At 45.4% G+C, this 23,725-nt stretch carries 20 protein-coding genes and 1 riboswitch; of the genes, 5 read left to right on the forward strand and 15 right to left on the reverse strand.

From position 1 onward, the window contains the following. Position 1: 1 nt before the first annotated feature. The 6 genes from uvrB to AC4E8A_RS19975 all read right to left on the reverse strand — a co-directional run bounded on the left by uvrB (position 2) and on the right by AC4E8A_RS19975 (position 6,046). Complete coding sequence (gene uvrB / locus AC4E8A_RS19950; protein WP_490198948.1) at positions 2-1,984, reverse strand: excinuclease ABC subunit UvrB; 1,983 nt, start codon at positions 1,982-1,984, stop codon at positions 2-4. Between the two features lie 184 nt (positions 1,985-2,168). Then, positions 2,169-3,014 carry an alpha/beta fold hydrolase gene (locus tag AC4E8A_RS19955; protein WP_490195535.1) on the reverse strand — a complete coding sequence of 282 codons (846 nt, stop codon included), beginning with the start codon at positions 3,012-3,014 and terminating at the stop codon, positions 2,169-2,171. Continuing rightward, on the reverse strand, positions 3,011-4,021 hold the full coding sequence (locus AC4E8A_RS19960) for a serine hydrolase domain-containing protein (RefSeq protein ID WP_490195536.1): 1,011 nt from the start codon (positions 4,019-4,021) through the stop codon (positions 3,011-3,013). The genes AC4E8A_RS19955 and AC4E8A_RS19960 overlap by 4 nt, the downstream gene beginning before the upstream one ends. A 246-nt stretch (positions 4,022-4,267) precedes the next feature. Next, entirely contained in the window at positions 4,268-4,501 is a 234-nt protein-coding gene (locus tag AC4E8A_RS19965; protein ID WP_490195537.1) for a CsbA family protein, read from the reverse strand. A gap of 65 nt (positions 4,502-4,566) precedes the next feature. Further along, positions 4,567-5,217, reverse strand: coding sequence for an HD domain-containing protein (locus tag AC4E8A_RS19970; protein WP_490195538.1), 651 nt, complete (start codon positions 5,215-5,217; stop codon positions 4,567-4,569). A gap of 58 nt (positions 5,218-5,275) precedes the next feature. Beyond that, a complete protein-coding gene (locus tag AC4E8A_RS19975; RefSeq protein WP_490195539.1) occupies positions 5,276-6,046 on the reverse strand; it encodes an alpha/beta fold hydrolase in 771 nt (256 codons plus the stop codon). Positions 6,047-6,255: 209 nt separating this feature from the next. On the opposite strand from AC4E8A_RS19975, the gene AC4E8A_RS19980 reads away from it, so the two are divergent. Further along, a complete protein-coding gene (locus tag AC4E8A_RS19980; RefSeq protein WP_490195540.1) occupies positions 6,256-7,410 on the forward strand; it encodes an IS4 family transposase in 1,155 nt (384 codons plus the stop codon). Positions 7,411-7,509: 99 nt separating this feature from the next. Here AC4E8A_RS19980 and AC4E8A_RS19985 read toward each other — a convergent pair whose 3' ends face one another. The 3 genes from AC4E8A_RS19985 to AC4E8A_RS19995 form a co-directional block, all read right to left on the reverse strand. Then, entirely contained in the window at positions 7,510-8,385 is an 876-nt protein-coding gene (locus AC4E8A_RS19985; protein ID WP_490195541.1) for a GNAT family N-acetyltransferase, read from the reverse strand. A 136-nt stretch (positions 8,386-8,521) separates the two neighbouring features. After that, entirely contained in the window at positions 8,522-9,040 is a 519-nt protein-coding gene (locus tag AC4E8A_RS19990) for a BsuPI-related putative proteinase inhibitor (RefSeq protein ID WP_490195542.1), read from the reverse strand. A 183-nt stretch (positions 9,041-9,223) separates the two neighbouring features. Beyond that, positions 9,224-10,429, reverse strand: coding sequence for a PDZ domain-containing protein (locus AC4E8A_RS19995; RefSeq protein ID WP_490195543.1), 1,206 nt, complete (start codon positions 10,427-10,429; stop codon positions 9,224-9,226). Between the two features lie 196 nt (positions 10,430-10,625). On the opposite strand from AC4E8A_RS19995, the gene AC4E8A_RS20000 reads away from it, so the two are divergent. Then, positions 10,626-11,168 carry a DUF402 domain-containing protein gene (locus tag AC4E8A_RS20000; protein WP_490195544.1) on the forward strand — a complete coding sequence of 181 codons (543 nt, stop codon included), beginning with the start codon at positions 10,626-10,628 and terminating at the stop codon, positions 11,166-11,168. 1,127 nt (positions 11,169-12,295) lie between these two features. Here AC4E8A_RS20000 and AC4E8A_RS20005 read toward each other — a convergent pair. The 6 genes from AC4E8A_RS20005 to AC4E8A_RS20030 all read right to left on the reverse strand — a co-directional run bounded on the left by AC4E8A_RS20005 (position 12,296) and on the right by AC4E8A_RS20030 (position 19,307). Further along, positions 12,296-13,735: a S41 family peptidase gene (locus AC4E8A_RS20005; protein ID WP_490195545.1), complete on the reverse strand. Its 1,440-nt coding sequence runs from the start codon at positions 13,733-13,735 to the stop codon at positions 12,296-12,298. A 144-nt stretch (positions 13,736-13,879) separates the two neighbouring features. Continuing rightward, positions 13,880-14,920, reverse strand: coding sequence for a homoserine O-acetyltransferase MetX (gene metX, locus AC4E8A_RS20010; RefSeq protein WP_490195546.1), 1,041 nt, complete (start codon positions 14,918-14,920; stop codon positions 13,880-13,882). Between the two features lie 3 nt (positions 14,921-14,923). Beyond that, entirely contained in the window at positions 14,924-16,222 is a 1,299-nt protein-coding gene (locus tag AC4E8A_RS20015; protein WP_490195547.1) for an O-acetylhomoserine aminocarboxypropyltransferase/cysteine synthase family protein, read from the reverse strand. A 109-nt stretch (positions 16,223-16,331) separates the two neighbouring features. Continuing rightward, a riboswitch (SAM riboswitch) is annotated at positions 16,332-16,448 on the reverse strand. A gap of 400 nt (positions 16,449-16,848) precedes the next feature. Then, on the reverse strand, positions 16,849-17,979 hold the full coding sequence (locus AC4E8A_RS20020) for a trans-sulfuration enzyme family protein (protein ID WP_490195548.1): 1,131 nt from the start codon (positions 17,977-17,979) through the stop codon (positions 16,849-16,851). Between the two features lie 154 nt (positions 17,980-18,133). Beyond that, positions 18,134-18,721, reverse strand: a complete 588-nt coding sequence (locus AC4E8A_RS20025; RefSeq protein WP_490195549.1) for a peroxiredoxin family protein — start codon at positions 18,719-18,721, stop codon at positions 18,134-18,136. Beyond that, positions 18,714-19,307, reverse strand: a complete 594-nt coding sequence (locus tag AC4E8A_RS20030) for a hypothetical protein (protein WP_490195550.1) — start codon at positions 19,305-19,307, stop codon at positions 18,714-18,716. The genes AC4E8A_RS20025 and AC4E8A_RS20030 overlap by 8 nt, the downstream gene beginning before the upstream one ends. A 550-nt stretch (positions 19,308-19,857) precedes the next feature. On the opposite strand from AC4E8A_RS20030, the gene AC4E8A_RS20035 reads away from it, so the two are divergent. Genes AC4E8A_RS20035 through AC4E8A_RS20045 form a run of 3 tightly spaced genes read left to right on the forward strand, consistent with a single transcriptional unit; the run spans position 19,858 to position 23,713 of the window. After that, on the forward strand, positions 19,858-21,396 hold the full coding sequence (locus AC4E8A_RS20035; RefSeq protein ID WP_490195551.1) for a spore germination protein: 1,539 nt from the start codon (positions 19,858-19,860) through the stop codon (positions 21,394-21,396). Then, complete coding sequence (locus tag AC4E8A_RS20040; protein ID WP_490195552.1) at positions 21,393-22,490, forward strand: GerAB/ArcD/ProY family transporter; 1,098 nt, start codon at positions 21,393-21,395, stop codon at positions 22,488-22,490. Before AC4E8A_RS20035 ends, AC4E8A_RS20040 begins: the two co-directional genes overlap by 4 nt. Further along, a complete protein-coding gene (locus AC4E8A_RS20045; RefSeq protein WP_490195553.1) occupies positions 22,487-23,713 on the forward strand; it encodes a Ger(x)C family spore germination protein in 1,227 nt (408 codons plus the stop codon). The genes AC4E8A_RS20040 and AC4E8A_RS20045 overlap by 4 nt, the downstream gene beginning before the upstream one ends. The last annotated feature ends 12 nt before the right edge of the window (positions 23,714-23,725 follow it).

A 23,725-nucleotide genomic window follows, 5' to 3' on the forward strand; every position in this document is an offset into this window, starting at 1 on the left:
GTCATCCTTCCGCTTTTAACTCTAGAATCGTGTCACGCAGCTGGGCGGCACGCTCGAAGTCCAGCGCTCTCGCTGCCTCCTTCATTTCTCCTTCTAAGCTGGCTATAAGCTTTTCTCTCTCTGGTTTCGTAAGCTTTGCAACTTTCTTTTGCGGTCCAGCATATTCTTCCTGCTCTTCTGCCGCATGGGTAGCACGGATAAGGTTCGGAATATTTTTCTGGATTGTCTGCGGTGTGATTCCGTGCTTTTCGTTATATTCGATTTGGATTTCCCGGCGGCGACTTGTTTCATCCAATGCCTTTTGCATCGAATCGGTAACCTTATCTGCATACATGATGACATGTCCATTGGCATTACGGGCAGCCCGTCCGATTGTCTGGATAAGGGAACGCTCGGAACGGAGGAACCCTTCCTTATCGGCGTCCAAAATCGTCACCAGCGAAACTTCCGGGATATCGAGTCCCTCTCTCAAAAGGTTGATCCCGACAAGGACATCATATTTTCCCATCCTGAGGTCCCTGATGATTTCGATCCGCTCAAGTGTTTTGATCTCTGAATGAAGATACTGTACTTTGATTCCGATTTCCTTCAGGTACGCGGACAGATCCTCAGACATCTTTTTCGTCAAGGTCGTGACCAGGACGCGTTCGTTTTTCTCAATTCGCTCGTTGATTTCACCGATAAGGTCATCAATCTGCCCCTCGATCGGACGGACATCGATTTCCGGATCGAGCAAGCCGGTCGGGCGGATGATCTGCTGAATCATCTCAGGGCTGTGCTCTTCTTCATAAGGACCCGGTGTCGCGGATACATAGACAAGCTGATTAGATTTTCGTTCAAATTCTTCAAATCTAAGCGGCCGGTTATCCATTGCCGACGGCAGCCGGAATCCATGATCGACAAGGACTTTCTTCCGGGCCTGGTCGCCGTTGAACATTCCCCTGATTTGCGGGAGTGTCACATGCGACTCATCGATGACAATCAAAAAGTCATCCGGAAAATAATCGATAAGAGTATAAGGTGTCGATCCGGCAGGACGAAGAGTCAGGTGACGGGAATAGTTCTCGATGCCCGAACAAAAGCCCATTTCCCTCATCATTTCAAGGTCGTATCGGGTTCTTTGCTCCAAACGCTGGGCTTCGAGGAGTTTGTTTTCTTCCCTCATCACTTTCAGCTGTTCCTCCAGCTCCTGCTCAATATTTTCGATGGCAACCTTCATTTTCTCTTCACGGGTAACGAAGTGGGATGCCGGAAAGATCGCGACATGATCCCGCTCGCCGATGATTTCACCCGTCAGTGAATCAACCTCCCGGATACGGTCGATTTCGTCTCCGAAAAATTCAATCCGCATGCAATGTTCATCTTTGGAAGCAGGAAAGATTTCAACAACATCCCCGCGGACCCTGAATGTCCCGCGCTTAAAGTCGATGTCATTCCGTGCATACTGAACATCCACCAGCTTACGGAGCAGCTGATTCCGTTCTATTTCCATCCCTACTCTTAAGGAGACAACCAAGTCGCGGTATTCCTCAGGCGAGCCCAGGCCGTAAATACAGGAAACACTGGCAATGATGATGACATCCTTACGTTCAAACAATGAGGATGTGGCCGAGTGCCTCAGCTTATCGATCTCATCATTGATGCTTGCATCCTTTTCAATGAATGTATCTGTCTGCGGAACATAGGCTTCCGGCTGATAATAATCATAGTAACTGACAAAATACTCAACTGCATTGTCAGGGAAAAATTCCTTGAACTCGCTATAAAGCTGTCCGGCAAGGGTTTTGTTATGGGCAATCACCAAAGTCGGCTTGTTGATTTCCTCAATGACATTGGAAACAGTGAAGGTTTTCCCTGTTCCTGTTGCCCCAAGCAAGGTCTGATGCCGTTTTCCATCGCGGATGCCTTGGGTAATTTCCTTGATGGCTGCCGGCTGGTCACCCTGCGGCTGGTATTTCGATTGTAATTTAAATTGATCTTTCACCATCCTGCCTCCCGTTCGAATAGACTTATCTATATCAAATATACCCTGTTAGCTCATTCTCTAAAGCCTCTCTGTTCAATATTCTCATTTTACCATAAGGAGGAGGCAAAAAACCATTATTAAGCGAACAAAAGTTCGTGTTTCCTCCCATTATATATTAAAAAAAAGACCGGCATCAGTCCAGTCAAATCCTCTTTAAAAAGGAAGATACTTTCTCATGAAAGAGGTCGTTTTCTTCTAAAAAAGGATAATGGCTGCTGTTTTTAAACACAGCCAGCTCTGCTTCCGGGATACCTTCGGCCATTTCCAAGGAGTACTCCAGTGGACATTGAACATCATGCTCCCCGCACATGATCATCGTTGGCGCAGTGATCAGCTGCAGTTTCCTGGTAACATCAAACAACTGGAATTCCCTGTTCATGAAGTTCATGCGGACGGCCGATATTCCTTTATGTATATTCTTATTGAAATATTCATGATAGTTTTCAGGTTTGCAGAGTGACAGTTTTGTCCTGTTGATCGATAACTCTCTCCTCTCCTCTGCTGATAAGTCCTTTTGCTTAAGTCTTCTGTTAAAGTCCTGCATGACCTGGAACTGTGGATGACTAGAATGGTAGATGCAGTTTTTTGAAAAAGCATAGTAATCTCTGGCGGCAGCTCCAACTGCTATGATTCCTTTCAAGCTGTCCGAAAAATAGATGCCGTATACCATTGCCAGTATACCCCCTGTCGAGTGACCGGCAAAGATCCATTCAACATACCCTAACGATTCCCGGATCGCATCCAGGTCAAAAGTGGTTTCAAGCATGCTCAGCTCATAATGCTCATGTGCTTTCTCCGAGTTTCCCGCCTCGCGGAGATTCACCAAAATCACCTTGTGGCTATCTGTAAATTCTTCGGCAAAATAATCACCAGTATCGTTAAAATCAGAATAGAGGTGTGTGACACACAATGGTTCTCCTTCTCCTGCAGTAAAAACTTCAAAAGTGCCTCGATGTGTTTCCACCAACATTTCATTCCACTTTTTCAACGGACTTCCTCCCTCTTCAGACAGTCTGCTGCGAGATTACTGAACTCTCTCAAATAGGGAAGATAATTTTTGCCGCCATAGTTGTAACGTTTGTTATACATCTTGACGATTACCGCCTGATGCTCAGGAATCACCAGAATGGTCGGACCGGTAACTCCAAGGATCTGGTAGGATCCCTTTGGCACTCGCTCACCCATTTCACTTTGAGCAGCAGGCTCCCCTTGTACATACCAGAAAAATCCGTTTTGGGGCAGTTCTTTATTTTTATATGAAGGACTTTGAATTGAAGCGGCAAGTTCAATGACTTTCTTAGGCACGATTTGTTTTCCATTCGCTTTCCCCATATTGATATGAAGATTTCCCCAGAGAGCGAGGTCCCTCGCAGACACGAAGAGATTGGACTCCATTCCATTAGTCGTAGTGCCCAGACTGGAACTCGCTTCTTCTTCAGGATTCACAATCACTTCCGCCAGATTTTCATTCCGGGTTGTTTCCCAGCCTGTTTGATTTAACCCCAGGGGATCAAACACTCTTTCCTTAAGAAGATGTGGAAAACTTTTCCCATATAGTCTTTCAATCAATTCAGCCACCATAGACACATTGATACCGCGGTACGCCCAATCCTCTCCTGGAGGAAACTCACGGTATGGCAAGCCTTCCTGATCCTGATGCAGGCCATGAGAATGGGTCACAAGGTGACGAATGGTTGTGTTCCCAAGCAAATCACGGTCAACCTCTGGAAAATAAATCGCAGCTGGATCATCAAGGCTTCCAAGTTTCCTTTCATAAACCGCATAAGCCGCCGCAAGTCCCAGGTAGCTTTTGCGGGCGGAGGCAATGTTGAATCTCGTGCTGCTTGTGACTGGAAGGGCATCAGGGGCATTAGATAGGCGGCCGCTGTAATGTTCGAGCACCGTGCGGTTATTTTTAATGATAAACAATGCAGTACCCGAACTATGATTCTTATCTTTTATAGTTTCGACCCAGGAAACAAGGCTTTTGTACATGTAAAATCTCTCCCTTTCTCTGATAGTAAATGAATTCTGGAAGAAATAGCTGTTTCCTTGTTAATAAGTTTGTGGATACCATGTGGGTAATGTGGATTAAATGTTGATAAGTAACATAAGTTGTTAATAACCTGTTTGTATTTCTTGCTTAATATATGGAAACATGAGGATAACTTATGTTTATCCACAAAAATATGATTGTTATCCATAATGCCGTTTAGGCAAAATAAAAAAGCACCTGAATAATCAGCTGCTATTCCTCGCTTTGTTTCTCATGCGATTGCTGTACCAAAAGCCTGCTGTCAAGGATGCCGCATCCACGACAATCAACGCCCAGGTATCAGTATACCCTTTGTAAACGGAAGCCGCTATCAAGGCAACCGTCAATACCAAACCGACAATATGGTTATAAGTTACTCGCGTGAACAGGACTACGAGCAGTCCGGGAAGGAATAAACCCAATATATATTTCGAAATCATTTCACTCTCTCCTCAAAAAAATCCGTTACTTATATCTTATCAAAAAACGAAATGGAAGAGTTAGTTTATTCTTTCGATGTGTTGAAGCCTTCTACAATCTTCTTCGTCATTTCACTAAGCTGTTCATGTGGAATATTTTTCTCCGAAAGCATTTCCGGCAGGATATCATTCAGGAAATACTGAACTGAATCCATTTCCCGGAATTTCAGGATTGTGGCAAGCGCCTCTTCATAAATCTCAAGGAAAAGCGGTTCAGGATTCCCTTTTTGAATTTCACCGAAGGATTCGTAGAGCAAGTCGATTTTGTCTGCAACCGAGAGGATCCGTCCTTCTAGGGTTGAATCCTTTCCTTCCTTGAACCTTTCCCGGTATACTTCCTGATATTCTTCAGGAAACTCTTGATCAATGAACTTGGTGATCATTTCTTCCTCTACCTCGCTGAACAGCCGTCGGAGTTCTTCAGATGCATACTTCACAGGAGTCTTGATATCTCCCGTAAACAGTTCCGCATAGTCATGGTTCAAGGCTTTTTCATAGAGGGCTTTCCAGTTGACGGCATTTCCCTTATGCTCTTCTACCGTCCCAAGGAACTGGGCAATTTTTGTAACCTTGAATGAATGGCTTGCGACGTTGTGATCCTGATATTTGAATCTGCCCGGACAGCGGACAAGTTTCTCTACGTCCGAAAGGCTTTTGAAATAATGATGGATCCCCATAATTTCTCCTCCCTGTCAAACTAGTCTCTATTTCTGGTTTCATTCATTATACTTCTTTTCATTCCCTCTTCAACATTTTTTTAACATAATAAAATACCGCTTTGTTAAAAGAATTGGAAAAGAGGGTCGGAAGCTGGTGCTTTGCTTTTTCAAGAATGACCAGCTCGTGATGAGGATGTTCTTTATATAACCGATATTGGTTATTGATCCAGTCTGATTTGCCGCCGTAAATCAAAAGCAGCGGCACTTTCAGTTCCAGTATCCGGTCCGTACAGTTATAGTATAACGATTGTTTATAAAAGTGATACCAAATGCTGCGGTTGGCCTTCTCCATGTGCTCCCGGAGCTCCTGCTCAGCTTCGGGGGTCTTGGCATGGGCTTTCGCCAAAACATTGATCATCAATTGTGGCCGCTCTCGTATGGTCCTCATGCCGAGGAGATGCATCACCTTAAGCCGGACAGTCTGTGCTTTCGGATAACCGCCGGCAAGGACGAGGATCTCCACCCTATCGATATAGTTAAATGTAAATTCCTGAGCAACCACTCCACCAGCCGAGTATCCCAGAAGAACACATTTGCTGATAGCAAGATGGTCGAGAATCGTCCTAATTTCCTCCACATATGTATCAATGCCTATGTAGTCCTCCTCACTATAGGAATCGCCTTGCCCGCCAAGATCGGGAACGATCAAGCGGAACTGTTCCTTTAAAGGGTCTTGGTAGATAAATGATTTCCGGCCGAGTCCCGGTGGATGGATCAGTACAATCGGTGTCCCTTCCCCGATGTCTTCGAAAAACAATTCCCTTTCCTTGAAGCTGCAAACCGCCATTTCAATTCCCTCCTGCCCTGCACATTTTTACATAGCTTTCGCAGATCACCCGTATAACATGCAAAAAGCAGAGAAACTTTAGTCCTTTAAAGCAAGTGGGGACAGCACGGGTGTTGATTATCCATAATATGTAAAATAAACGGTTTCATTAGACAAAAAAAACCACTCTCTTTTAAAATGATTGTTACCGCTAACAACACAAAAAGGGAGTGGTTTCATTGACTAACTTTAACAAACTTTCTGAAATCCTTCAAACCATTATTACGGATGAAGAAGTGGCAAATCTTTGTGAGAAATGGGGCTATGAAGACAAAGCTAGGAAGTTATCTGCCCACGATTTGATACATTTTTTTGTTATTTCTTCTGCGAAAAAATGGGAAGGATTTCGAGATGCCGAGACCAAATTGCCAAAGGAAGAAAGTTTACCTTCCGTTGATCATTCTACCCTCGCCAAAAAAGCCCAAAGAGTTCCTTATCAAATTCTACAAGAATTATTCTCCCGTATCGTTAAGCGCTTAGGACGAAGAGTCCGTCGCGCCCTATTTAAACCCTATAAGCTATTTGCCGTTGACTCCACCACGATCACTTTCCAACACCCAGACATGTGTTGGGCGGGTTACACCCGTACCCGCCACGCTATTCGTCTTCATACAAAATACGATGTGGAGGAAGGTCAGCCTACTCAAGTAGTCCAGACAACTGGACGGCATCACGATGTCATGGTGGCACCCAAACTCTATGAAGATCCAGAGCCACTCTCCATCATCACCGCTGACAGAGGATATGCAAGAACAAGTGACTTTCAGTGTTTACATGACCGTGAACAGTACTTTGTCATTAGAGTGGCTAAGTTCTTCTCCCTCTCGGAAGAGAAGGAACACAGTGTATCACTTGAAACTGAAGGCCGTATTAAAAAAGACATGACAGCCTTTATTGGAAAAGGTTCCCGAAAGACAGAGGATCGCTTCAGACTAGTTACATTCACGGACAACGAGGGGAACCAAATAAGAGTGGCGACGAACCTTATGATGATGTCTCCAGAAGACATTGCTTATATCTATAAGCTTCGTTGGCAAATCGAGTTATTTTTCCGTTGGGTAAAAGGAAATCTGGACCTTTCCAACCTGTTTGGATTTTCCCCCAACGCTGTTTATAGCCAAGTATTTGGCACTCTTATCAGTTATTTTATATTACGCAGTATTTATAATGATACAAAAGAAGAGTGGGCCATCTTGTATGATTACACTTTCATTGAATTTACTCGCCGTTACCTGGCACGCACCCTACCTGTAGAGGTAAGTTGCGCAATCAAATCACGGTTGGGAAGAAGGGGAAGTCTGTTTCAATCATCTGGAAAAATATAGCTAATCAACACCCGTGGTGGGGACAGTCCCCACTTGCTTTAAAGGACTAAAGTCTTCATTCACCAAAAGACGCCCTTTCTTAACAGAAAGGGCGTCTAGTTAAGCCTGTGAAGTGACCGGATGTTTGAAATCTTCAGGCAGAACCAGCCCTGCGGCGGTTTTGACGAACAGCACCTCGTCCCCTTGGAAGCGCGCTGTAACAAAGCCATCCGAATAGCTTTGGACAGTGAAGTGAAAGTGAACCTCCTTTACTTCAGCCGGAGCCAGCCTGGCAGCCAGCACTTCCATATCGATTTCTTTGAGACTTACCACATCAAACACATGCAGAATCTCATCGTCCCTCTTCATAAGGAGGACCATTTCTTCCTCCGGCCAATAATAAATATTATTCGGGAATACATATGTACAATAAAACATCAGTAATTCAGCTGTGTCATTGCCACTGAATTTCCTGGACACAGGGACTCTTCTCTTAGCTAAATCATAGATAAAATCTATATCTTCTCTTCTATTCCCATCCAATTTCTTTAGAGAAACGCCATCACCGCGTTCAGCCAGCTGCAAAATCGGCTGACGCTCTTCGACGGGTCGAAAGCCGAACTTCGGATAGTAATCAAGAACCGTTTTGCTTGCAAACAAATAGATCATATCAGCAGCTTGATAGTCTTCAAGGACGAGTTTCATAAGCCTTCCAGAAAGGCCTCTGCCTCGAAATTCGGGGTGGGTCATGACTGTTCCGAGTTGAATTGCCTTCCTGCGTTCACCATCAATGACCAATTCAATATGATTGACCGATACATTGGAGACTACCTTACCAGCAGCAAGATAAGAATATGGTACATATTTGTCTGTCCAAAAGCCCAGCTCATACCACTTCTCAAAGTTGATTCCGAATGTATCAGAAGCCAGGTTATTGAAACTCTCCCTTGATTCATCGTTTTCCCTGTACCCCTTGATAAATGTATAATCACCCATCTCACTCCCCCATTCCTGCTTGTGCACTTTAACACATTAACGTATCCGGGGACTGTCCCCACTTGCTTTAACGTATTAAAGCGACCTCTCATAAGAACAGCAGCCCCTGTCAAGCGGGACTGCTGTCGATGTTCCATTAGCCCTTCTTCATTTTCACTGAAATTGGTGCTTTCTTGCCGCCTTTAGGAGTCAGCCACACTTCCAACGTATATCCTCCTTTGAACTCTTCTCCGGGAGGAAGTTGAATCGTGTAAGACAGTTCTTCCCCTTGAGCTAATGTTTCTTCTCCCAGGACCTGCATGAAAGCAGCTGAGCTGGAATATAAGAACACCTGCTTGCCCGACTCATCTTTCACCTCATAATCATAGCGCTGGGAACTTGTAAACTGGAAAGTCACCTCTTTCTCTGTCTGGTTTTTCACGGTATAAACAAACTGGCCATTTTCATTCTTTGTAAGAGATGGTTCAATTTCTCCTGCCACGATACCTTGCCCCCTGTCTTCTTCATTGATATCTTCTTTACCCTCATTACCATGAGATCCATTCTTTGACTCATTTGTACCTGAATCCTCGCCCTGCTCGACACTCGTCCCGCACGCTGTAGTCATTCCAATTGTAAAGACTGCAATCAATAGAACGAAGTACCTTTTTATCATCCGTTTCCACTCCTTTCCCCAAATACTTCATTTATAAAAGTGGACGGGAATCCTCGAATAAAGTTACATATTTTTCAGAAAACAGGCTCGCGTAAAATAAAAGCCTTATGAGAGAGAATTCTCTATAAGGCCTAGACGATACGGTGGTAAGTGTGTTCACCTTTCGCACCTAAATCAAATTTTTCAAACAAAATGATACCCGACTTTGGATGACCATTCCCGGTCTTCCTCTACGAAGATGATTCCTAATTCATGATGGTCACCCTCATAAAGGGCTCCTTGGGCAAAACGGATTTGTCCGTTCGTATCAATTATTTCCAACTTGCAGTACGCCCTGTTTTGCTGGAGCCCATCATAAAATTCTTCTTCCGTCTGCACCTGGAACCCATTCACCTTAGTAATCATTTCCCCTGAAACAAGGGACATCTTCTCAGCAGGTGATCCCGGAAGGATGGCCAAAATCATCATGCCTTGGGATTTTCTTGAGTAGTAGTATGACCTCTCACTGTCCTGAACCCTCTGTCTGTAAGCCATCCATTCACGGCCAATGATCGCGAGTACAACACCGGCAATCGAAACCAATGGTGCGAAATATCCTGCTACTGCTATAGTAAGCACCAGAGCGCCAAGCCAGAAAACGCGATTGCCGGCTTCCCTGATGCTGATATGAGGAAGCGTACTTTTGACAATCTGCCCAAAACCAATCAGGAACGGAAATAATATCAATGAATATGTATTTGAACCGACCGTAAAGACCGGCCACCAGTCCCAAGGCATATTCAGCGGACCCACAGGCACCAGAAGGAACATTGGCACGACCCAAAGCTTCTTTCCTTCTTGAACACCCACCTTCAATCCCCGTGAACTTCTTATCAAACGAGGAGAAGTCTTCTTCCAGCCGCTGTGGCTGATCAATACGCCTTCAATCAAAAGCAAAGTCCCCAGCAAAACGACAACAGCATTCAGCAAACCTTCATTCAGCTGCTCGAAATATGTATTGAAAAACGGCGCTTCCACTTTGAAAAATCGGATCGCCAACAGTACCAAATATCCTATTCCGACAGTATATGCCGGTGTCAGCAGCCTGGTTTTGAAGGTCAAGGCCAACAGGACTGTAACAGCTCCGACTATCAGTAAACTCACCACCGGAATGACAAGTCCGACGCCGATTGTCAGCAGCGAGAACCCCAGGCCAAGCAAAAGCCCCAAGGGAAATAAAAATCTCAATTCGTGATACATATCAAAAATCCTTGTATGCAGTTCCCGTCTTTCCCTTTTCACCCGGATAAAGCCGCTGAATAAAGCAATTATAATCGAGAAGTATAATAGCGGATTCAGAAACAGCTTGCCGCCTGCTTTCAAAACTTCCACAAGCCAATGCTGTACCAATGGTGTTCACCATCCTCAACGTGTTAATCTTTTCTATCATTTTATCAAATTAGGACGGTAAAACCTATCGAATTCTCACATTCTCAACCTACTAATTTTTCCAGTTCTTCGACAATAAGACATTTTCCCGGGAAATATAAAGGAAATTGCAGGGTGCTGGCGAATCATTAGGTGAAGATTGTCGGGAGGAAAATATATGAATGTCGTTGTTTACTGGAATCATGTCGGAAGAGAACATGGAGGATTGAATTACTCCATGGATATAAGAAAAAACAGTCCGGAAATAATCGAGGAGGCAATCCTGTTAAAAGAAGACCGCGCCTTGAGTCAGAAAACGCCCAATCGATTTAACGCGGTAAATGACTCACTTGTAATAGAACTGCCCTCTGAAAATTCAGGAAAAAGATTCATCATCATTTACCAGCTCGATCTCGGCCTGCAATATTCCTATGGATTCAAAAGCTCTCACCATGGGTGGCTGATTGATATTGTTCAATATGAAAAAAAGCGGGAAGAATTGATATGTGTCCACGACCTACTGATCGATATCCGTGTTTTTGAGGATGGTAGCTATCATGTGGTCGATATGGAAGAGTTTTACGAAGCCTTCTCCCTAGGGGCAATTTCAAGCACACAGCTTGAGGGCAGCTTGGAATCGTTGGCCCATATACTTGGAAAGTTGAATCAAAAAGAATTCCCAGGGAAGGAATTGGAGGATTTGAAAAATCAATACATATAAAAAGGCCTGGAAAGCTCCGGGCCTTTGATACTGACTTTCTGATTCATCCTATGTTTCTTGATTTATCAAGGCTTCACGTCCATTTCTTTTACACCCAGGAATATTTTGTCCCGATTATGGCCGAATCGTAATTCTTGCATTGTGACCCCGAGCGTCTTTGACCGGTTTCCGGTCTTCTCGCGACCTTCGCCTTAAAACCTCAAGCATTGTTATCCCGATTCCAGCGGTTTCGCGACTACTTTCCTCAATCCCCTGGCAGAACTGTCACCATTACACCGGAATCGCGACTCCTTCTCCCAAACTTCCAATATTTTATCCCGATTCCAGCCGTTTCGCGACTACTTTTCTCAATCCCCTGACAGACCTGTCACGATTACACCGGAATCGCGACTCCTTCTCTCCAACTCCCAACCTTCTTGTCCCGATTCCAGCCGTTTCGCGACTACTTTCCTCAATCCCACGACAGACCTGTCACGATTACACCGGAATCGCGACTCTTTCTCTCAAACTCCCAACCTTCTTGTCCCGATTCCAGCGGTTTCGCGACTACTTTCCTCAATCCCCTGGCAGAACTGTCACGATTACACCGGAATCGCGACTCTTTCTCTCAAACTTCCAACCTTCTTGTCCCGATTCCAGCCGTTTCGCGACTACTTTCCTCAATCTCCTGGCAAATCTGTCACGATTACACCGGAATCGTGACTCCTTCTCCCAAACTTCCAATATTTTGTCCCGATTCCAGCCGTTTCGCGACTACCTTCCTCAATCCCACGGCAAATCTGTCGCGATTACACCGGAATCGCGACTCTTTCTCTCAAACTCCCAACCTTTTTGTCCCGATTCCGGCCGTTTCGCGACTTCTTTCCTCAATCCCCTGGCAGAACTGTCACGATTACACCGGAATCGCGACTCTTTCTCTCAAACTCCCAACCTTCTTGTCCCGATTCCAGCCGTTTCGCGACTACTTTCCTCAATCCCACGACAGATTTGTCCCGATTCCAGCAAATCTAATCTCTTTCTTGAATCTCCACGTATTAATGTCCCCACAAAAGGAGAATCGCAATTCTTGCAAATTTTCACCTCTGCCCTCTTTCCACGATTTCCTTGCCCAAAATCCCGGCATTCTCTTAATTCAGCCTTTTCAAATACTCCAAAGCAGCCTTTAGCTGCACATCATTCTTCTCATCTTTCACCGCATGATAAATCGCTTCCTGGAGCTTGGCTGCTGTGCTGCTGTCAATCTTTCCGGTAGCCCCGAGTTCATGCTTTTCCTGGAAACTCCGGACAGCTGCTTCCGTTGCGTTATTATAGTACCCATCTGTCCGGCCCGGGTTGTATCCAAGACCTTCAAGCATTTGCTGAGCATTCTGCACCTGTTCATTGTTCATTTCCGGCTCAAGCGGCTTCTCTGTTTCGAGAGGATGGGCATAGAAATATGCAGGCTGTTTGACCATGATATCGGGCTGGATTCCTTTTTTATGGATCCAATTGCCTTTCGGGGTCAGCCATTTAAACATCGTCAGCTTGATATTGCTTCCATCTCCCATCGGATACGGCTGCTGGACCGTCCCTTTACCGAACGTTTTCGTTCCGATCAGCGGATAACCGCCCGCTTCTTTCAACGCACCCGCAAGGATCTCAGATGCCGAGGCACTTCCCTCATCAACAAGAACGGCAATTGGATATGGCTTCTTCTCTTTATTTTCAGAGAAATATTTCATTGTATCGCCATTTCGCTCCTGGACCTGGACATATGGCTTGTCTTCCGTCACCAGCTCTGCCAGCATTTCATTGACACTGGACAGCAGTCCGCCCGGATTTCCGCGGACATCGATGACCAGTCCGGCAAGCTCTTGTTTTTCAAGCTCCGCCAGCTGCTTTTTAAAATCCTTCGATGTATTTTCGGAGAATGAGGAGACTTCAATGATTCCGTAGTGTTTTCCGTTATCCTCTTTCACATTGGTATGAACGGTCTCCAGTGGAATCTCATCTCTTTTCACACTCACCGTTATTGGGTTGGACAGCCCTTCTCTTATAACCTCCAACTTTACTGCAGACCCTTTTTCACCGCGGATTTTCAAGGTGGCTTCATATAAATCCAGGCCGGTGACATCCTCTCCATCGACCTTCAGGATCTGGTCATTCGGCCTCAATCCCGCTTTTTCTGCAGGAGAATTCTTGAACGGCGCTACGATCAGCAGTTTTCCGTCCATGACTGTGACCTCGGCGCCAATCCCTTCAAACGACGAGCCAAGGGAATCATTGAATTGCGAGGCGGTACTGGCATCCATATAAACCGAGTAAGGATCGCCCAAAGTATCCAGCATTCCCTGGATGGCTCCCTCGACCAGATTCCCCTTGTCCACTTCCTCTACATACTTATCCGCGATGAGATCATACGCCACTTCGACTTTATGAAGCCTGTCACTGACCTGTCCTCCGCCGGCACTTTCTCCTTCTATATTACTGGTGAACGATTCTTTTAGACTCATCCCGCCATACATTCCCCCTGCCCCAGTCAACAGGGAAGCGGCCGCTATGATTATAAGACCTTTACGCTGCTCCATTCCGTTCCCTCCTATATAAAAGCTCCAACAGCATCCTTTATATCCTGATAAAAAAGACACCACACAAAAACGCTTAAACAGCGGTGCGATGTCTTTGCTATTGAAACTATATGCCGGAGGAGGACAAGTTATGAGTTCCGGAATCTATTTTTCCAAGTGTGTTGCAATAATATGGCCCCACATCTCAAATTCGGTCAAAAATCCATCATGGCCATAAAGAGTCTCTACTTCATAAAAAGCCGATAAAGGGACCAGGTCTGCAAACTCCCGAATCGCCTCCGGCGGGTAAATAAGATCATTCGTATACCCTATCGCCACCAGTTCGGGCTGAAATTGCTCAGCCGCATTACTCCAGCCGCCGCGGCCTCTCCCGATATCATGGCTGTTCATCGCAGCCATCAGATACAAATAGCTGTTAGGGTCGAACCGGTTTGCCAATTTTTCTCCCTGATAAAAAAGATAGGATTCCACTTGGAACAGGGTTTCTGAAGATTTACTGCGGTGAAATCTTTTTTCAAAAAGCGCGGGTGATCGATAGGTAACCATACCCGCCATCCTTGCCACTTTCAGTCCAGTCACTTCCGCAGGGTGCCCATAGTTCCCATCCCGCCAGTTGGGATCTGAAATGATCGCTGTTTTTCCGATCGCATTAAAAGCGATCCCATAATCAGTAAAATATGGGCTGCTCGCCAGAAGGAACACTTTGTTGATAAATGAAGGATAAAGCAGGCCCCATTCAAGAGCCTGCATCCCTCCAAGCGATCCTCCTATAACAGCTTCCAAGGAGATGATCCCCAGCTTCTCAAGCCCCTTGAATTGGGCATTCACAATATCCCTCACCGTCAGTTCAGGGAATGTCATTCTATAGCAGGCTCCTGTCTCAGGATTAATGGCTGCAGGACCAGTCGACCCATCACAGCCTCCCAAAACATTGAACGTCACTACTAAAAATTCATCTGTATTGATATAGGAGGAGGGACCCGCCAACCCTCTCCACCATCCGGGCTGATCCTCCGTTCCCACACTAATATGGCTTCCTGTCAGGGCATGGCAGACAAGGACAACTGGACCTGTCATTTTGCCCGCCATCTCAAAGCTCAATTCCACGCTCCTTAAATAATTGCCGCTTTCCAGCCGGAGATCTCCTATCCCGATACTCCCAGTTTGGTAGATTGCCTGGCTCATCTTTTAAACAGAAGCCGTTGCCGCTGTTGCTTTTGTAATCGCCTGATCTAGATCTGCCTGCAGGTCTTTGACAGACTCCAATCCAATCGACAGCCTGATGAGTTCCTCCGTCACCCCAGTCGTCTTCAAATCTTCGCTGCTTAATTGCTGGTGCGTGGTAGAAGCAGGGTGGATGATCAGTGACTTGGCATCGCCGACATTCGCAACATGGGACCACAGGGTGATAGTGTCTATCAATTTTCGCCCTGCCTCTCTTCCGCCTTTGATGCCAAAGTTTACGATGGATCCGTGGCCATGGGACAAATATTGTTCAGCCAAGGCATTTGCCGGATGGTTTTCAAGCCCAGGGTAACTCACCCAATCAACAGAGGGATGCCGCTCCAGGTAACGGGCGATTTCCAATGCGTTGCTGTTATGTTTCGGGACTCTTAAGTGCAGCGTTTCAAGTCCCTGCAAAAGAAGGAACGCATTATGCGGGCTTAAGCAGGCACCCAGATCACGCAGAAGCTGGACCCTTAATTTCACTGCATATGCCGGTTCACCAACATCTACATAGCGAAGCCCGTTGTAGCTCGGATCAGGCTCGGTGAAATCTTTGAATTTCAGACTATCCCAGTCAAATCGGCCGCCATCTATGATGATACCCCCGATTGCCGTTCCGTGGCCGCCAATCCATTTCGTAGCAGAATGGATGACGATATCTGCTCCATACTGGATCGGCTGGCAGCCATATGGAGAAGGAAACGTATTATCCACAATCAAAGGAATACCGTTGGAATGGGCAACTTCAGCTACTTTCTCAATGTCGAGGACATTCAGGCTCGGATTCCCGATCGTCTCTGCGAAGACCGCTTTTGTTTTCTCTGTAATGGCTTCTTGGATATTTTCAGGATCGGTGCTGTCCACGAATTTCACCTTGATGCCGTATCGAGGCAGGGTAACAGCAAAAAGGTTGTAGGTGCCTCCGTAGAGCTTGGAAGACGCAACGATTTCATCGCCGGCTCCCGCTATATTTAAAATCGCCAGGGATATAGCTGCCATTCCCGAGGAAACAGCCACTGCCGCCACCCCTTTTTCCAGCAGTGCGATCCTCTTTTCCAGGACATCGACGGTCGGGTTGCCGATACGCGTATAGATGTTGCCCGCTTCGCTCAACGAAAATAAATTCTGCGCATGCTCCGTATCATTGAAGACATAAGAAGTCGTCTGATAAATCGGGACGGCACGTGATCCTGTAACGGGATCCGGCTCCTGTCCTCCATGCAGTAATAGTGTTTCCGGGTCGAATTGATGATTTGTCATAATTGGTTCCTCCTCAAATTTTTATAAAATTGACTGGAAGCGAAGAGGAATCTTGCATATAAAAAAGCCCTCTCCGCTAAGAAGAGGGCTTGAAAGAACAATGCTCCTCCTCTTATCTTCCAGACTGGTTACAGCCTGTAGGATGTAGCACCTTTCCAAGCAAAAAAACTGCCTGTAGGTTGCCGGGCTTCATCGGGCCTATTCCCTCCGCCGCTCTCGATAAGAGATATCGATTTACTTATGAACATATATATGTCGTATGATATGGATTATAACTGACTGTTTCTGTCAGGTCAATCAATATTCAGAATTATTTATTTTTTAAAACTTCAGGCATGATGCGAACGTGCTGTGATTTCTGCTCCCGGTGGACGACTCAGCGTGACCGGCAATGGCCCCCCAACCAGAGGCATACATTGCAGTTCTCCTGCATGAGATAAACGAAACACTGCGGGCAACGTATACTAAGGCTTGGCTTACTGCTGGAGCTAGATGCATCCCGCGAGGTCGCACACCTGCCGCTTCAATCAGTCATTTTTTCAGACAAAATAAGCCGATCATCTTATCCCTTCTCATTACGCCAAAAAATTTCTACTATCTATTTGTTACCTTTTAATTACATAAAACTATTTGGATAAATCAACTGCATCCTTAAATGCCTTTATAATATCTTCCGGGTCTTCAATCCCGACAGAAATCCGGACGACCTGTGAGTTTACGCCGATTTTATCCCTCGCTTCCGCTGTTAAAGCACGATGAGATGTTCCTTGCGGATAGGAGACTGTGGTTTCTACACCCGCTAGTGTCGGCACGATCTTCACCCAGCTTAAGCCTGTGAAAAACGTGTGGATATCCCTGTCCTCAGAAAGCTCGATGGTCACGATAGCTCCGTTTCCTTTTTTGGAAGCCGTATTTGGATAATAGACTTTTTCAACACCTTGATAATCATTCAGGGAATCTGCCAATTTTGCAGCATTCCCACATTGCTGTTTCATTCTGAGCGACATAGTCTTGCAGCCCCTGACCGTCAGCCATGCTTCGTGCGGGCTGAGGTTCAGGCCGAGATTAATGACTTTATTTCTTGCTGCGGCAATCAATTCTTCAGACCCAACTGTCACTCCTGCTGTTACATCACTGTGGCCTCCGATATACTTCGTTGCACTGTGTGCGATAATATCCACACCTGTCATGTAAGGGTTCAGCAGATAAGGCGTAGCGAAAGTGTTATCAATCATGGTGCGGATGCCGTGTTCCCTTGCAGCAGCCACCATTCCTTCGATATTTTCCACCCTTAAAAAGGGATTCGTAATACTCTCGCTAAAAAGAAGCTTGGTTTGCGGTGTGATGCTATTTTCGATCTCTTGCGGGTCACTGAAATCAGCAAAAGAAGTCGTGATCCCGAATGTCTTTAATTCATCATTCAAAAGGTGGTATGTACCGCCGTAGATATCTTCTGCCGCCACGATGTGATCTCCGCTCTCCGCGACGGCCAGGATGCCAGCAAGGATGGCTCCGAGGCCGGATGCTGCCGCAACTCCGGCAGGCGCTCCTTCCAAAGTGGCCACCATTCCGCCTAATTCATCAGTATTCGGGTTGCCCGATCTTGTATATAAGTAGGGCGATTTCCCTTCATAAAAACCTTCTAGTTCCTCCAGGGATGAAAATGAAAAAGCAGAGGTTTGATAAATCGGTGTCGTTTTGCTTTTGATGCTGCGGTTATGTAGCGTGCTGTGTACAACTTTTGTGTCAAATTTCATCTCATGAACCCCTTTTCTAGTAAAAGCACCTTTTCCCCATTATACGACAGCCGATTTCGCCTGTCATGCTTTACTATTTTAACGCACTACCGTAGTGGGGGACAGTCCCCTGTTACGCTAAAGTAACAGGGGACTGTCCCCGAAGCAGATGGGCTTAGTCCATAGAATCCACAAGCTGGATCATCATGTCCTTATTCATTGGGCCAAAGATCTTATGCCGGATCGTACCCTTTGTGTCGATTATATAGGAAGTCGGGATGGTTTGCGCCTGATAAATGGTCCCTTGTGTTCCTTCCTCATCCAGCGGAATCGGGAATGCCAGCCCATACTCCTCGACAAATTTTTCAATCGTCGGCTTGCCCTCATCAATGGTTGTCAGGTTGACAGCCAACATTTCGACATTTGCCTTTTCATGGTAGTTTTCATAGTATTCCTGCATGTGCGGCATTTCCGCCTTGCATGGTGGACACCATGTCGCCCAGAAGTTTAAGATTACTTTCTTCCCCTTGTAATCAGAAAGCGTGACTTTTTCTCCCTCTACTGTCGTTAAAGTGAAATCCGGGGCGGCTTCCCCTTCTCCTGGGCCTTCACTCCCAAATTCGACCTCCAGTCCGGATTCTTGCAACTCTTCCGAGACCTGTTCTTCCATTTCCTTTTTAGACGCCTGATTCATGATGATATTGCCAACGAACAAACCTACCAGCATTGCAACCAGCCCTATCCCCAGTATCTTTTTACTCATGAACATCCCTCCTTTTTCTGCCTCTGTCTATGACGAGAACAACTATCGTCACGACTATATAAGCCGCACTCTCCGTCCACGCGGCTGATCCCTGAAAGATATTATTCACAAGCTGAATCCCTATAAACAGCAGCATCCACAGTTTTTTCTTCCCTTTTTTCAACACGAGATAAAAGACGACAAAGCCCATAAGAAGACTGAAAGCACTCAAAACGGAAGCACTGTCAGCGAGGAATCCTGAAGCCCCCTCGTAAACAAGGACAATCAGCACCCACGAACTGATGAGCTGTCGTTTTTCCCCTTTTAGCACTATGTAAATCAAGGATATTGTGATCCCCAGCCAAAATCCCTTAGAACCGCCATTGAAGTACAGAATTGACAGCGGCTGGCTGATGACTCCCTTAAAATCAAACAAGACCACGCTGAGTTTCCATGCCAGGATAAAAGAAAACACACTGTTCCCGAACCAATCGTTGTTATTTCTATCATAGTATAACCTTATAAATATTCCTGTCACCATAAAAGCTGCCACCAGCGCCACCCATGCAGAAGGGAAGCTGAATGCTCCGATACTATACCACTTCAAGCTTACACCCGCCCTGATGATTTTTTAATTTCACTTCTCCTATCTTCCATCATACCAGCAGCAGTGCCGCTGCCGGCAGACAAAGTATGGACGAAGCAAGAATTATTCTCTTAATCGACTTAAGACGGTTTTGTTCATCTAATCTAAGTTTGGGTTCGGTTTTGGTCTTATGAAGCGCTCATGTGTCACCCTAATCCTATTCAAGGCTCGGTTTTGGTCTTATGAAGCCTCATGCCTCACTCCAATCTAATTTTGGAAATCATTTTTGGTCTTATGAAGCCCTCATGTCTCACCCTAATCCTATTTGTGGCTCGGTTTTGGTCTTATGAAGCGCTCACTCATGTATCACGCCTGTTTCCCCGACTCTATTAGCCCCTTTTCACCTATCTTCCGCCATCTTGGGGATTCTTAAAGCTGCAGACCTTCTTGACCAGTCTGAAGCTAAAGCCAAATAGTTCCTTTTTAGCCAAAAATTTTCTTCTTGAGATCCAATTATTACATAACTAAGCAATTTCTTGTACACGCTATAAATTATCGGAGGTGGAGAAAATTGCTTAAAAATAAACGGCCAAAAGAGAATGAAGAATCACAAGCAGATTGTTCCGGATTATCTTCCTCACTTGATGAGAATGCAGCAAAACTGCAGGAAACGTTTAACTATCCGTGCAACCAGGATCTTTCTGTCAGGCCGTTCACTATATCCGCCTTTGACAGGAAAGCTATCCTTTATTTTGTCAACGGAATGAGCGACGGGCAACTGATCGAGAAGGAATTGATTCCCCAATTGATTTCTCCGTTTCCGAATCAAAATAAGGAAAACCATTTGAATCTTGATTTTTTTGCCAACTCTGTACCCATAAAGGATATAAAAGAGGATTGTTCATTTGACAGCATCGTTTCAAATCTCTTAATGGGTGATTCTGTGCTTATTGTCGATGGTGAAGCTAAAGCCTATCTTTTCGGAACAGCAAGCTTTGAAAAAAGAGGGGTAGAAAAGTCTGAAGATGAAGCTGTTTTAAAAGGGCCAAAAGAAGCGTTTATTGAATCCATCGCCGTCAACATCTCCCTTGTCAGAAAACAATTGCGATCAGCAGAACTAGTGACAGAATATGTGACTGTCGGAGATAAAGGCCTGAGCAAGGTGGCTCTTATGTATTTAAATGACGTTGCCAATCCCAATTTAATTGAAAAAATAAAAAAACGCCTTAAACAAATCAAGTCGGATGAGATTCAAAATCTGGGACTCCTGGAACAGCATATTGAGGAGCGCCCTTATTCATTGGTGCCCACCGTCTTGTATACTGAGCGGCCTGATAGAGCCGTCAGTTTCATAAATGAAGGCCACATTGTCCTGCTGATGGACAGTTCGCCAAGCAGCCTGGTCCTCCCGGTGACGTTTTGGTCTTTCTTTCATACGTCAGAGGATTACTATGCAAGGTGGCCCTACGGAAACTTCACGAGATTTCTGCGGCTGCTGGCGATTTTCATTACGATTATGACACCAGCTACCTATATTGCTGTAACCAATTATCATATTGAGATGCTCCCGACAGATTTAGTCTTAGCCGTGTCCGCCACCAGGGAGGAGGTTCCTTTCCCAGCAATCTTTGAAGTTGTAATGCTTCTTTTTGCCTTTGAACTGATAAGGGAAGGAGGTGTAAGGGTTCCGAGTCCTATAGGCCCGACAATTGGGATAGTCGGCGCATTGATATTAGGGCAGGCTGCGGTTGAAGCCAATATCATCAGCCCGATCCTTGTCATTGTCATTGCCATTACCGGGCTGGCCTCCTTTGCCATACCAAACTTATCATTCAGTTATATGATACGGCTGTCGACTTATATTTTTCTACTGTTTGGAAGTCTTTGGGGTTTCCTGGGAATCGGAATCTGCATCACCATGTGCATTGGTTATTTATCAACTTTAACATCCTTTGATGTACCCTTTCTTTCACCCATGGCTCCGCATTATCCATCTTCAAAGGACCTTGTGATCCGCCCGCCCATTTGGAAGCAATGGCTGCGACCATTGAATGTCTTTCCTATTGAAGCGGAGAAAATGAAAAAGCCGGAAGGAGAAAGCAGCGAATGATCTCTCCTCAGGACAGAAAACTCGGCACCCGGGAACTGTTCGCCTTGATCACCATAACCCTGGGAATCAAGTTCACGGATATGACCGCCACGCTATTGTATAAAGAAACGGCTCAGGCAGCTTGGATCATTCCGCTTCTATCAGGAATGCTCATGGTTGTACCGCTTATTTGTATTTTGATTCTGGTAAAGCATTATAAAGATAAAAATATTATGGAAATCACATATAAAATTACAGGGAAATTTTTCGGTTTTATCATTGGAATGCTCTTTTTCCTGATTGCTTATTCCGCAACCATCGTGGACAGCAGAAGCTATGTGGATATAATCAACACCATGTACTTTCCATCCACCAGCACGACGCACCTTTTCTTTGTCCTTATCGGATCCAGTTACTTTCTCGCCAACCGCGGGCTGCTCGCCATTGGAAGAACAGCCTGGATCACCTTCCCCTACATAAAAGTGTCATTGTTTTTTATTGTGATTCTTTTATGGAGTGAACTTCATTTTGGATACATTTTTCCTATTGCAGGGTACGGTTTACAGGAAGTCGCTGCCCAGGGTGTCAGTTATGCTTCCATCACGAGTGACCTGCTGTTTTTCTCCATTTTGTTTCCATTTTTCAGGGACTACAAATCATTCAAGAAAGCCAACCTGCTCGGCCTTGCAGTTTCCACTATGGAGTTAATGGTTTTTTTTGCTGTCTATATCATGTACTTCGACTACCCATCCATTGAATTTATTCCCTATCCTTTTCATGAGATATCAAGGATGGTGACATTCGGGCGGTATGTGTCTCATATAGAAGCTTTATTCTTCGCTTTTTGGAGTGTAGCCAGCTTGATCCGGTTTGCGATCTACCTTTATATTTCAACTGCATTTTTTGCTTATACTGCAAAGATCAAAGAGTTTGAGCCGCTCATTCTTCCTTTTGCCATTCTTACAATCATGTTTGGGCTTATGCCGGAAAATGTGGTGCAAAACGTGCTGTTGCTTAGAAACAATATCATCCTGATGATCACATCCATCATGTTGTTCGTGATCCCAGTCACTCTCCTGATTGTCGCAAAATTGCGAGGTGAGTTTAAACAATGAGATTTCTGTTGGTTTTGGGAATTTGTTTGATTGTCCTGACAGGCTGTGCCGATAAAATTGAGTTGGAAGAGGAAGGATTTGTTCTGGTCATCGGCATCGACTTGCCTGAGAATGGGGAGCCCGGCCTGGACATTACTTACCAGCTCGCAGATCCACAGGCAGGCAACCCCGGCAGCCAGCCAGGCTCTGAGGAATACAAAACGGTTACCATCCGGATGCCTGACCTGATTTCGGCTCGCGATATGCTTAATGTTGGAGAAACACGAAACATCAATTTCTACCACACGAAAGCCATTATTGTCAGTGAAGCGTTTGCCCGGTCTGAAAAATTTCTGGAAGGTGTCGGTGCATTGGGAAGGGATCCTGAAGTCAGAAGAGATATGATCCTGCTTGTGTCCAAAGAGAGGGCTGATGAATACCTGCGGAACAACAACCCTGCATTCGAAGCGAGCCCGCATAAATTCTATGATTTCATCTCAAGAAGATGGGAGACGAATGCTCTTGTTCCAAAAGCCGATCTCCAGCAAATTCTGCATGACATTGAGGCTGATTCAGGTCTGGCACTGGCCACCTACACTACCTCGGAACAGATTGAACCTGATACTAAAAAAAATGAAGATGACTACCTGCCGGGCGAATTATATAAAAAAGGCGGCACTCCGGTGCAAATTATTGGAAGTGCGGCCTTCCGTGATGGCAAAATGGTTGGAGCGATGACGGGTGAGGAAGTACGAATCATGACGATCCTGAATGAAAGCTTGAACCCACAGGACATCGCCTTCACTTTCCCTGACCCAATCAAGGAGCAATTTCGGATTACAGGGCAGGCGACAAATACGAAAACAACTGTAGATGTCGATGTGAGCAAACCGCAGCCTGTCATTACAGTCGATGCCTGGCTGGAAATTACAATCCTCTCGATTCCCAGTATGGTCGATTATGTTGAAGACCTTAACAAACAAGAGCTTCTTGATAAATATATGGAGAAACGCTTCAAATCCCTTGCCGATGATTTTGTAAAAAAGACCCAGAAGGAATTGAAAGCAGAGGCGTTTGATTGGTCCCTGACAGCAAGAAGACACTTTTTCACACTGCACAAATATCAGGAATATGACTGGATGAAATCCTATCCTGATGCCGAAGTAAAAGTGAATATGCATGTGAAAATGGAAGGCTTCGGTAAGCTGCTCAGACCAAGAAACAAAGAAATGATTACAGACTGATGGTGGTGACCT

The sequence above is a fragment of the Bacillus sp. SRL337 genome, assembly GCF_984799155.1.